General features: G+C 58.1%; 10 protein-coding genes. 5 read left to right on the top strand and 5 right to left on the bottom strand.

Annotated features, from left to right (window positions below; translation table 11 throughout):
- Positions 1-114: 114 nt before the first annotated feature.
- Together macA and GWQ44_RS24740 are read left to right on the top strand one after the other, a co-directional pair.
- Positions 115-1,266 (top strand): macrolide transporter subunit MacA, encoded by a 1,152-nt coding sequence (gene macA / locus GWQ44_RS24745; RefSeq protein WP_016964927.1) that lies wholly within the window; start codon positions 115-117, stop codon positions 1,264-1,266.
- Between the two features lie 2 nt (positions 1,267-1,268).
- Positions 1,269-3,227, top strand: a complete 1,959-nt coding sequence (locus GWQ44_RS24740) for a MacB family efflux pump subunit (protein WP_016964928.1) — start codon at positions 1,269-1,271, stop codon at positions 3,225-3,227.
- Between the two features lie 99 nt (positions 3,228-3,326).
- On the opposite strand, the gene GWQ44_RS24735 is transcribed toward GWQ44_RS24740, so the two are convergent.
- The 4 genes from GWQ44_RS24735 to GWQ44_RS24720 form a co-directional block, all read right to left on the bottom strand.
- The gene (locus GWQ44_RS24735) at positions 3,327-4,667 is read right to left on the bottom strand and encodes a diaminobutyrate--2-oxoglutarate transaminase family protein (RefSeq protein ID WP_199010669.1); all 1,341 of its coding nucleotides are present in this window, start codon (positions 4,665-4,667) and stop codon (positions 3,327-3,329) included.
- A 406-nt stretch (positions 4,668-5,073) separates the two neighbouring features.
- Positions 5,074-5,913, bottom strand: coding sequence for a LuxR C-terminal-related transcriptional regulator (locus GWQ44_RS24730; RefSeq protein WP_275928466.1), 840 nt, complete (start codon positions 5,911-5,913; stop codon positions 5,074-5,076).
- 230 nt (positions 5,914-6,143) lie between these two features.
- Positions 6,144-6,749 carry a LysE family translocator gene (locus GWQ44_RS24725; RefSeq protein WP_275928463.1) on the bottom strand — a complete coding sequence of 202 codons (606 nt, stop codon included), beginning with the start codon at positions 6,747-6,749 and terminating at the stop codon, positions 6,144-6,146.
- Positions 6,746-7,636, bottom strand: coding sequence for a TauD/TfdA family dioxygenase (locus GWQ44_RS24720; RefSeq protein WP_275928462.1), 891 nt, complete (start codon positions 7,634-7,636; stop codon positions 6,746-6,748). The genes GWQ44_RS24725 and GWQ44_RS24720 overlap by 4 nt, the downstream gene beginning before the upstream one ends.
- 189 nt (positions 7,637-7,825) lie before the next feature.
- Between GWQ44_RS24720 and GWQ44_RS24715 the strand changes: the two genes are divergently transcribed.
- Complete coding sequence (locus GWQ44_RS24715; RefSeq protein WP_275928461.1) at positions 7,826-8,776, top strand: LysR family transcriptional regulator; 951 nt, start codon at positions 7,826-7,828, stop codon at positions 8,774-8,776.
- 338 nt (positions 8,777-9,114) lie between these two features.
- Here GWQ44_RS24715 and GWQ44_RS24710 read toward each other — a convergent pair whose 3' ends face one another.
- Positions 9,115-9,798, bottom strand: coding sequence for a DUF2251 domain-containing protein (locus tag GWQ44_RS24710; RefSeq protein ID WP_235436995.1), 684 nt, complete (start codon positions 9,796-9,798; stop codon positions 9,115-9,117).
- A 248-nt stretch (positions 9,799-10,046) separates the two neighbouring features.
- On the opposite strand from GWQ44_RS24710, the gene GWQ44_RS24705 reads away from it, so the two are divergent.
- Both GWQ44_RS24705 and GWQ44_RS24700 read left to right on the top strand, forming a co-directional pair.
- Entirely contained in the window at positions 10,047-10,382 is a 336-nt protein-coding gene (locus tag GWQ44_RS24705; RefSeq protein WP_016968206.1) for a hypothetical protein, read from the top strand.
- A 92-nt stretch (positions 10,383-10,474) separates the two neighbouring features.
- Complete coding sequence (locus GWQ44_RS24700) at positions 10,475-11,404, top strand: hypothetical protein (protein ID WP_179601670.1); 930 nt, start codon at positions 10,475-10,477, stop codon at positions 11,402-11,404.
- Position 11,405: the final 1 nt, after the last annotated feature.

The raw sequence follows: 11,405 nt of genomic DNA, 5'->3' as shown, positions 1-11,405 counted from the left end.
TACAGGGGGAGCCGGCACGGGCGCTTGCGCCCCTACCTGAAGCGAAGATTCGAGCAACTTAGCGCAAGCCCGGCCAGCGGCCGGGTCTACCTTTCAACGTATTAGTGGTCATCTATGGAAAAGTCGAAGTTTCGCAAGGTTGTCTGGGGCGTGGGCCTGGCCGTTGTTGCCGGCCTGATTGTCTATTCGGTGCAGTCACCGGCTGAGCCGCCCCAGTACTTGACCGCCAGGGTCGAGCGCGGCGAGATCGAGAACGCGGTGCTTGCCACCGGGATCTTGCAGGGGGTCAAACAGGTCGACGTCGGCGCCCAGGTCTCCGGTCAATTGAAATCGCTGAAGGTCAAGCTCGGCGACAAGGTCAAGAAGGGCCAGTGGCTGGCGGAAATCGATCCGCTGGTGCTGCAGAACGCCCTGCGCCAGGCGCAGGTCAACGAGGAAAACCTCGAAGCACAACGCAAAGCCACGGCGGCACAAGTGGCCCAGACCAAATCGGTGTGGGAGCGTTACACCCAACTGCAATCGGACGCGGCCATCTCCCGCCAGGATTTCGAGACTGCCGAATCCAATTACCTGGTGCAGAGCGCCAACCTGGTGGCCCTGGATGCGCAATTGAAAAACGCGCGAATCCAGATCGACACCGCCAAAGTCAACCTCGGCTATACGCGTATCGTCGCGCCGATGGACGGTGACGTGGTGGGCATCGTCACCCAGGAAGGCCAGACCGTGATCGCCGAGCAACTGGCGCCGGTGCTGCTGAAATTGGCGGACCTGGACACCATGACCATCAAGGCCCAGGTGTCGGAAGCCGATGTGATTCACATCCGGCCAGGCCAGGAGGTGTACTTCACCATCCTTGGCGAGTCCAATAAACGCTATTACGGCAAACTGCGCGGCACTGAACCTGCACCGCAGAACTACCTGGACACCCAGGCCGCCGGCACCGCCAAACAGAACACCGCGGTGTTCTACAACGCCCTGTTTGATGTGCCAAACCCTGATCATCGCCTGCGCATCTCGATGACCGCCCAGGTGCGCATCGTGCGTGACACCGCCAAGGATGTACTGATGATGCCGGTTGCGGCGCTGGGCAAGCGCAATGACGACGGTTCGTACGTAGTGCGGGTGGTGGATGAGACCGGCCACGCTCAGGAGCGCAACGTGCAGGTGGGGATCAACAACAACGTCAAGGCCCAGATCAAGGATGGCCTGGTGGAGGGCGACCAGGTCGTCATTGGTGAACCGACGCCGGCCGTGGCGGGGAGCTGACAATGACCCAAGCATTGTTGGAACTCAAAGGCATCAGCCGCAGCTTCATGGCCGGTGAAAAAGCGTTCATGGCACTCAAGAATGTCAGCCTCACCATCAACACCGGGGAAATGGTGGCGATCACCGGGGCGTCGGGCTCAGGCAAGTCGACCCTGATGAACATTCTCGGTTGCCTGGACTACGCCACCGACGGCAGCTACACCATCAGCGGTCGCGAAACCCGCGACCTGGGGGACCAGGAGCTGGCGGAGCTGCGCCGCGACCATTTTGGTTTCATCTTCCAGCGCTATCATTTGCTGCCGCATTTGAGCGCCATGCATAACGTCGAGATGCCGGCGATTTATGCCGGTGTGTCGGAAGGCCAGCGCCATAGCCGCGCCAAGGAACTGCTGGCCCGGCTGGGCCTGGCCAATCACTTGGTCAACCGGCCGAGCCAGTTGTCCGGTGGCCAGCAGCAGCGGGTGAGTATCGCCCGGGCGTTGATGAACGGCGGTGAAGTGATCCTCGCGGATGAGCCGACCGGCGCCCTCGATACCGCCAGCGGCAAGGAAGTGATGAACATCCTGCTGGAGCTGCATGCGGCGGGGCATACCGTGATTATCGTGACCCACGACCCCAAGGTGGCGGCCCACGCCGAGCGCATCATCGAGATGCGCGACGGCGAAGTGCTCAGTGACCGCCTCAACCAACGCGCCGCACCGGAGGTCGAGGCCCCGGTTCCCACCCAGGGCCGGGCCACGCCGGGGCGGCGTCTGGTGGCGAGCCTGGGGTTGTTCAAGGAAGCCTTCGTGATGGCCTGGGTCGCGTTGATTTCCCACCGCATGCGAACCTTGTTGACCATGCTCGGCATCGTGATCGGCATCACCTCGGTGGTGTCGATCGTGGCCATCGGCGAGGGCGCCAAGCGCTATGTCTTGAACGATATTCAGGCGATCGGCAGCAACACCATCGACATCTACCCGGGCACCGACTTTGGCGACAGCCATGCGTCGGCGATTGAAACCCTGGTGTTGTCCGACGTGACCGCCCTCAGCGAGTTGCATTACATCGACAGCGCCACGCCCAACGCCGGGCGCAACCTGCTGTTGCGCTTTGGCAATATCGATGTCGACGCCACGGTGAATGGCGTGAGTGCCAGTTCGTTCCAGGTCCGCGGGATCAAGATCGCCGAAGGCATCACCTTCAGCCAGGACGACGACACCCGCCAGGCCCAAGTGGTGGTGATTGACCACAACACCCGTAATCGCCTGTTCGGCCCGAACGTCGAGGCGCTGGGCCAGATCATTTTGGTGGGCAACCTGCCGTGCACGGTGATTGGGGTGGCGGCGGACAATAAAAATATCTTCAACACCAGCAAGGCACTGAACGTCTGGGTGCCTTACGAAACCGCCGCCGGGCGCCTGTTGGGTCAACGCCACCTGGACAGCATCACGGTGCGGATCAAGGATGGCCAACCGAGCAAGGTGGTGGAGGATAACGTGGTCAAGCTGCTGCAACAGCGCCACGGGACCAAGGACTTTTTCACCTACAACCTCGATAGCATCATGCAAACCGTGCAGAAAACCAGCCAGTCGCTGGCATTGCTGCTGTCGTTGATTGCGCTGATCTCACTGGTGGTGGGGGGTATCGGGGTGATGAACATCATGCTGGTGTCGGTGACCGAGCGTACACGCGAAATTGGTATTCGCATGGCGGTCGGGGCGCGGCAGTCGGACATTCGCCAACAGTTTCTGGTGGAGGCGGTGATGGTTTGTCTGATTGGCGGGGTGATCGGGATTTCCTTGTCGTTTGGTATCGGGTTCTTGTTCTCCCTGGTGATCAAGGAATGGCAGATGGTGTTTTCGCTGGAATCGATCATCACCGCATTTGTCTGCTCCAGCCTGATCGGCATCATCTTCGGGTTTGTACCTGCGCGTAATGCCGCGCGGCTGGATCCGATCGAGGCGCTTGCCCGGGACTGAAGCGCATACCAAAAAGCCCGCCAACCGGTGTCGGTTGGCGGGCTTTTCATTGCATCGGGTTTGCTATGGAACAACAGCAGCTCTGCGCTGCTGCTGTTTTTATGCGCTTTGGCCGACCACCTGCAAACGGTGCGCGGCGGCGCTGCTGATGGCGTCTTCGAAACGATCAAGTACGCTGCCAACCTGGGCTTCGCTGATGGTCAGGGCGGGCAGGAAGCGCAATACCGAACCGTGGCGCCCACCGGTTTCGATGATGAGGCCGTTGTCGAAGCAGTTGTGCTTGATCGCCTTGGCCAATGTGCCATCGCCCAGGCCGGCACGGCTCTCTGTACGCGGCTTGGTGACCTCGACGCCGATCATCAGGCCACGGCCACGCACGTCGGCAATCGCCTCATGCCGCTGGGCAATGTCTTGCAGGCCGGCGAGCAGTTGCGCTCCGCGTGCGGCAGCGTGTTCCACCAGGCCCGCCTGGCGAATGTGGCGCATGGTTGCGCGCCCGGCGACCATGGCGATCTGATTGCCACGGAAGGTGCCGGCGTGCATGCCCGGGCCCCAGGTGTCGAGGTGTTCGGCGTAGACAATGACCGACAGCGGATAGCCGCCACCGATGGCCTTGGACAGCACCAGAATATCGGGGACGATCCCCGCGTGCTCGATGGCAAAGGTGCTGCCGGTGCGGCCCAGGCCGGTCTGAACTTCGTCGATGATCAGCACGATATCCAGCTCGCGGGTGATCTCGCGCAGCCCGCGCAGCCAGGCGTTCGAAGCGGGAATGCAACCGCCTTCGCCTTGCACCACTTCGACGAGCACGGCGGCCGGGCGGGTGACGCCACCTTCAGGGTCCGACAGCACGGTGCGGATGTACTCAAGCGACAGTTGATCGGTTTGCTCGCCGTCAGTACCGAACGGGCAGCGGAAGCGGTACGGAAATGGCAGGAAATGGGTGTTTTGTGCAGTAACGCTGGGGATGCCCTTGGGGTTGAGATTGCCCATGGCCGAGAGGGCGCCGGCGGTCATGCCGTGATAGCCACCGTGAAACGCCATCAATGCCGCGCGTTTGGTGTAGTGGCGCGCCAGCTTGATCGCCGCTTCCACCGCATCCGAGCCGCTGGGGCCGCAGAACAGGATCTTGCTGGTGTCGCGCATGCCTGCAGGCAGTTGTGAAAACAGCTCCTGCACGAAGGCATGCTTGGCCGGGGTGGCGAGGTCCAGTGCTTGCTGCAACTGATCGGAGTCCAGGAACTCCAGCACCGCGTCTTTGACTTCCGGCGGGTTATGGCCCAGCGCCAGGGTACCGGCGTTAGCCAGGCAGTCGAGGTATTCCTTGCCTTGCGCATCCCTGAGCCACACTCCATTTCCGCTGACGAACAGGCGCTGGAAATTGGCGGCATAGGTGCGTGCGTTGGATTCGACTTTCTTCAGATAACTTAGCTCTTCCATAGTCATGCACTCATCGGCTGCGGCACACGCAGCGCTGGAAAGTTGATGAAACAAGAAACGGTGTTTAATCCATGACAGCGACTATTTTCAGACAGTAAACAGCGGGGCGGGGGGAAAGGCTGAATTACAGTCGAAAGTTAAAAGTAAGTTGAGCCTAATAGTCGCTGAGACAAACGCTACCCGAGTAACTTAAGAACACGCTTAGTTTGAAGGAAGGTGGCCGTTGTCGCTATTAAGGCAGGCACCGGATGTCCCCGATATCTCTGTCATTTTACAGGGGCTTTAGAACGGCAAGTTAATGCCAGTAGTGGGGCGGCAGCGCGGCTCATCAAAAGATGACTTTAGAGTGCCGCCGCCCGTGGGATGAAAAAGTAATGTCGTGGTTTTGCCGACGGCAAATATGACATTACTGTTGCAAGTCAGAAGTAATCGATGTCGCCGGGTTGCCATGCATCCAGCGAACAAGAGAGTGGCGGCCACTGATACCCATCTTAATGACGGCACGTTTCAAGTAACTCTCCACCGTATTAACTTTCAGTGCCAGTGCTGCAGCCAGTTCAGGTGCGGTTCGCCCGGCCAGGAGGCCGGTGCAGATTTCCTTTTCACGGTTGGACAGGTGCAGGCCCGACTGCTGCAGACGCTCCTCGAAACGCTGGCGCAAGGAGTTGGTGTCCCCGTTTTCAGGGACAGCATCGATGACGCCTGGATTGTTGTCCGGCAACGTTTGAGGGTTTATAGCGTTAATATGCTTCTCAACCAGCGGCAGCAGCAACGAGGAGAAATCCTTGAGGATTATTTGCTCTTGCGTTGAGAAGTTCTGCACCTGCGTGCGATAGAACGAAAGTATATAAAAATATTCGTTCTTTCTTGACTGGAGGTGCAATTGGAAACTGAAGGTGATGGGCGCCAGATCGTTCTTTAGATTGCCGTTAACGGTGAATGAAAAGTTTGCCTTGGAAGTACCGAGCGGGGCATCGATCAGTCGCGAATCGTTTGACAGTGCGAGGTTTTTTTCCGGTTCGGATCCAATCAGCCCGTTCATGCATTCCGTACTGAGGATCTGCGCGCCGATGGTGTTGCATTGCGCACGTGGCAGTCCCGCACTTTTGGCTGGTATTTGCGTAATGTGCGTGGCATCCACGGGCAACTTGGCCAGCACCAGATCATGCAGCAGCCGGGGGAAATTGCGGCTGCCCGTACTGGCGATGACCTTACCGATAAGAGGGAACAGCGTTTGTGAGTTCATCATTTCACCGTCATGTTTCGAATTAAGGGTTGACGCAGTGGCTGGATGAGAGTGATTGACGTGCTTTCAGAGAGTGGAGTGGACTGGGTTCGGAGCAACACCTTGCAAGGCTGCAATACCAGGAAAAATCGTGCGTTTATTGCATGTTGGTAAAGGGTGTCCTAGCATGCTTGTGAATGATGGCAATATGATATTATTTGAGCGTTTAGGCTGTGTGTCTTGGCCACGGTTCATCCTTGAATCAGCCGTTCTGTGCCCATCAGCATCGACAACAAGCCGATGCCCAGCAGGAACAGGCCGGGTGCTTTGGCCATGATTTTTTGCGCTATCACGCTGGGCAGCAATTGGCGCGAGATGGCGCCGTAGACCAACAGAATGGTGACGTCGATCACCCCCCAGATCAGTGCGAGTACCAGGCCCTGTTTAATGAAGTCGCCGTCGGGCTCGATGAACCCCGGCAGAAAGGCCAGGAAGAACAGGATGTCTTTGGGATTGGACAGGCCCACTTTCAGGGCCCTCCAGAAGAAATGACGCTGGCTGTTTTGCACGGCTGCGACGCCTTCGGCGCTGCCGAGCAGGCTGTTGATTCCCAGCCAGGCCAGGTACAGGCCGCCGACCAGCTGGCCCCAGTTCAACAGCCTGGGGCTGACGTCCAGCGCGGTATAGATCAGTGTCAGGGTGATCAGCAGCAACAGTTGGGCGGACACAACGCCGCCGGTGATCGTCGCGGCGGGCCAGGCTTGCCTGGCATCGGAAATGACCAGGGCCACCACCGGGCCGGGAGAAGCGATCAGGAAGAACACGGCGACTGCGAAGGTCAGGTGCAGCATGGTCATAGGGTGGTTACCAGATCCAGGACACGTGTATTTTTACCCAGCCGTTGCGCGTAGTAGCGGTAGCCGGCCACCGCAAAAGTGCGTTGGATCCAACGGTCACTTCCGTCGAGGCTGGCGGAAAAAGCGCTTCGGGCATGGGCGGTTTTGCGGTTGTCGATGATCAACAAATCACCGGCGCTGAGGCGCACAGGATGAGCCACTTCCCAAGCGGCTTTGCGCAGAGTTTCCAGTTTCTCTTGCGCCTCTTTACTGCGGGAAACCATGAACTGGGGGTCGAAGCGAAAAAAGGGCGACTCAGGGTCGCCGTATAGAACCGTTTGTTTTTGATTTATATCAATTCGGCAGTTTTTTTCCGTGTCGCAGTAGTCAGACAGGAAGTTGTACTTTTCTTCATGAAAATAGGCCAAGTCTTGCGGCGGCAGAATATCGCGGATGCCATCGATGGAACTGATAAAAGTCGCTGCCTCGGCACCCGGGTCCTGGCGCAGACAAAACAGCACCAGGTAATCCGGTGACACCGCGTGAAATGCGTTTTCGGTGTGCAGTTCTAGTTCGCAATCGTAACTGTCGGAGCTGGCAAGTTTAGAGTGCTTTTTATGTGGAAAGAAGTTGTTGACGATCGCCCCGTCTGACTCCTGAATGTAACCAATAGGGTCGCCGAGCATGGCCGTCGCTTTCAAGATGATTTGTTCGCTGATGGTGCATTCTTTATTCAGCCCGGCGCGATCACTGGGGGTCGGAGGCACCGTACCGATTGGCAGGTTTTTCAAATGCAGGAAGCCTTTCTTATTACCGAAAAGGCGGAAATTCAATATATCGGACTCCACCGTTTGATCGAGTCGGGTGTGCTGGATACTGGAGGACAGGAAGTGATCGAAATCGGGCATGATAAGTTGTCTGCTGTGTATTTAAGAATGGTGAAAGCCACAGAGGGGGGAGGGCATGCCGTACGCAATGATAGTTGGAATTAAGTTGCTGTTGCGCCCGAGCGTTTTATAAGTTCTATCGCTTATTTATATAGTTCATTATTTGGCAAACGCACTGTATTTAAAAGCAGAAAAAAAGGACAGGTAAGGATGAGTAGAAATCATGGTGCTCTGGGTCAGATGGTCCGTCGATTGCCGCCGCTTTACGCGTTACGCGCCTTTGAGTTGGCCGCGCGTTTCAGCTCATTTACCCAGGCCGCCGAAAACCTGTTCATCACTCAAAGTGCCGTGAGCCGGCACGTCAAAACCCTCGAAGAGCATTTTGGTTGCGCGTTGTTCGACCGCAAGGGGCCGAAAATATTCCTCACTCAGGCCGGGCGATTGCTCGCGCAGGAATTGCAGATCGGCTTTCGCCTGATCGAGCAGGCCTGCACCACCACCAGCCGCAAGGAGCACACCTTGCGCGTCAAGGCGCCATCGACCTTGACCATGCGCTGGTTGCTGCACGTGCTGGATGAGTTCAATACCGTCGACGGTGCGGAGCAGGCGCAATTGTCCAGCGAGTGGATGGATGTGGACTTCGTTAATTTTGATGTCGAGCCCTTCGATTGTGCGGTGTTGTTGGGCAACGGTCGCTTCAGCAGTGACCTGGGGTTCGTCAAGCTGTTCGATGAATGGCTGATCCCGGTCTGCTCGCCGGGCTTGCTGGCGCAACATGAACAGAACGGCGAAGGGGTGTTTTCCGCGGAGTTGATTCACCCGTCCCGGGATCGGCGTGATTGGCAACGCTGGCTGGAACGCGTGGGCTTGATGTCGGCGGTGTCCTGGCAGAAAGGCAAGATCTTCGACACGCTGGAGCTGGGGATTTCCGCTGCCATTCAAGGTCGGGGCGTCTCCATCGGCGATCTGGCGCTGGTGGGTGACGAACTGGTCAAAGGCTCCCTGGTGTTGCCTTACAACAAGGCCGTCAGCACGGGCGACAGCTATTACTTGGTCTGGCCGGCGCGCAGCAATAGCAACAAAACGCTGGAAAGCTTCAAGCGTTACTTGCTCGAAGCCGTGCCGGTCATCGACGAGCGCGGGTTGGAGTTTTTGAGTTGAGTGCGGAGCAGGTCGGCAATTTTAAAAACCACTTCAGCGGGTGGCTGAAGTGGTTTTGTAGCGATCTGGTGTCTGATGACCAAGCAACGTCGTTCCTTTTCAGCTGAATTCAAACGCGAGAGAGTAAAGCGCTGACACCTGAGCAGCAGAATTCATCGAATCAGTGACTTACGTGGCTTATGAACATATCTGACATAGCAAATGATTTAACATAATATACATTATGCGAATATTTATATTGAGGCTTCTGGGCCAGTGAGGCCAGATTTGCAGCGCCTGCTCCTGGCCTTCCAACCCCATGCCTCTGCGTAAAAAGCCTGGCGATGCCAGGCTAGTGATCAAGCAAACAGATTAAGAGCTGCGTCGTCCCACTGATGACCGCCTTCAGACCAGCCTTTGCCAATCTGCGGTGGAAACCCGGATCTGCAATATCCTTGCTTGGCATCGAAATCAAACACCGCATGAGGAAAATCATTGATCAGCAAGACCGCCTTGCGGTGATCGACAGCCCAGCCGATTTTCACCATCGATGGTTTGTGGCCGTCCGTGACATCGGCGGCGTTGTAGATATGCAGCGCATCGTGGATCGGGTTGTCCTCGGCCGCGGTATCCAGTGCATAGAAGTAACCGGTGTCGCCATCATCTTCAAAAACCACGATGAACGAACCTTCCTCTGCAGGAGCTTCCAGCACCAAGGCCTGGCCGACCGTCAATTCGCTTTCAGCTGCTAGATAAATAGGCATTGCAACTATCCCTGTCTCGTTGAGTATTGAAGAGCGCGCATGATGACAACCCGGAATTACCCAGGCAATCTCCATGCAGAGATCTACGTCAGATCGTTCCTGGTATTTCGCCCCTTCCTTTGGTTTTTTACCTGGCTCTATCCATAACTCAACTAAATCACCATTTAGTTGAGTTAGTCCTGTGTCCTCTTTGCCACGTCCCCCTCGTCCCGCAACTGCCGGCTTAGTTGCGGTTTCGCTCTGTCCGTGGGCATCGATGCAGAACTCGGGAGTGTCCAACTATTTTGTCTTAACAGTGCTAACAAAACGCTATTAGAGGCCTTGTGCCGCGAACTCGTGGTCAGGCCAGGAACCGTTAAGTTACGCGGTCTGCAGGGCTAAACATGCTGTTTGCGGAGCATCGCCGGAGGGACAAAAACGCCTTGCGCGCCTTTCTTCGGCAGCCTCGACAGACCAAGAAGCGCACCTAGACTCTCACCCGGTTCAGCCCGCTGAATCATGCCCAACACACGAAAAGGATATTCAACATGAACGCCTTCACCTCGGTAAACACCGTCACTACCCCCCTGACCATCAACAGCCAGTCCACCGCGACCTACAACGGCGACCCCAACCAGACCACCAAAGTGACCTTCAGCTATCAGAACAACCTGCTGTGGGCCACCCAGGTCAACAACACCGCGACCGTCCAGACTCTCAGCGCCGACACCTCCGCCGGCCCGGTCACCCTGCGCAAGGGTGCCCAGGTCAAACTGCAGAACGTGGGCTCGGCGTTCAGCATCCTGTTCACCGGGGTGATTATCGACAGCAACTCGGAAACCCCGTTCAACAACACCAACATCGGGACCTTCACCCTGTCGTGATCGACTCGGGCTCCTAGGCCGGAGCCCATTTGCGAAGCCGGCATGGCGCCGGCTTTGCTTCATGCAATACGGGACATGGACGGTACCCTCGCGTGACCAGGCAACGGATGCTCTACACCCGGATTTTCTGGGCAACCCTCGGCGCGATCCTGGCAACCGCAGTGTGGCTGATGACCACCGGCGGCCGCTTGCCAACGGTATCCAGCAGCCACGACCAGGCCCTTTCCCGCACCGATGCCATCGCGCCAGCGGCGGATTGCGTCGACCTCTCGCCCTCCTCCTCTGCCGCCACCAATGATCCTTGCGTACCGGGCCCCGTGCTGCTGCCAGGGATGCAGGTCAATCGCCAGGTCGGTCCGGTGATGTTCGTGCTGGTGGTGGACGGCCACGAAGCTCGGGTCAATGCCCAGGTTTCCCTGGGCAACGCCGCCCTGACCGGCTTGAGCATGACCGCCGCCGCCCCCAGCGCCGACTTCGATCTGGCCAACGGCGAAGGCCAGCGGGTCTGGGGCAGCCTGGGCGCCTTCTTCTGTGCCCCTCCCAACACTTCGCACCTGCTGGCCGACTTCACCATCGAGAACCTGCGCGACAGCGGCAAACCCGTGACCCAGGCCTATCGCGGCGACCTGATCCGCTGGCAGAGCCCGACCACCAGTGTCCTGGCTCGCTACCGCCAGCCCTTGCTGCCGGACCTGCAAGTGACCGTGGAATTGCTGGATCCCTACAAGGCCGACAGCAGCAACGCGCTGACTGCCCAGGTGAGCTTCTATTACGCCAGCGATCTGATCGACCGCTACACCCTCATGGCCACCGCCACCCCGGTGAGCCTGCGACAGTCCAGCGTCGGGCCGGTGCGCATCGAGGGCGGACTCCTGGACTTTCGTCCCGCCACCCAGGAGCAGCAAGGGCAGCTCAGCCTGGATGGCACTTTCCAGTCCGGTCACAACCCACCGAACCACTACGTCGGCAGCGTCGCCGACTGGTCGTGGATCCGCGGCCGCGCCGACAATTGCAGGGGATAGA

Origin of the sequence: Pseudomonas sp. 3MA1, from assembly GCF_029237275.1 — a bacterium.
Taxonomy (GTDB): Bacteria; Pseudomonadota; Gammaproteobacteria; order Pseudomonadales; family Pseudomonadaceae; genus Aquipseudomonas; species Aquipseudomonas fluorescens_AP.
This window is presented reverse-complemented; position numbering and strand designations above follow the sequence as displayed.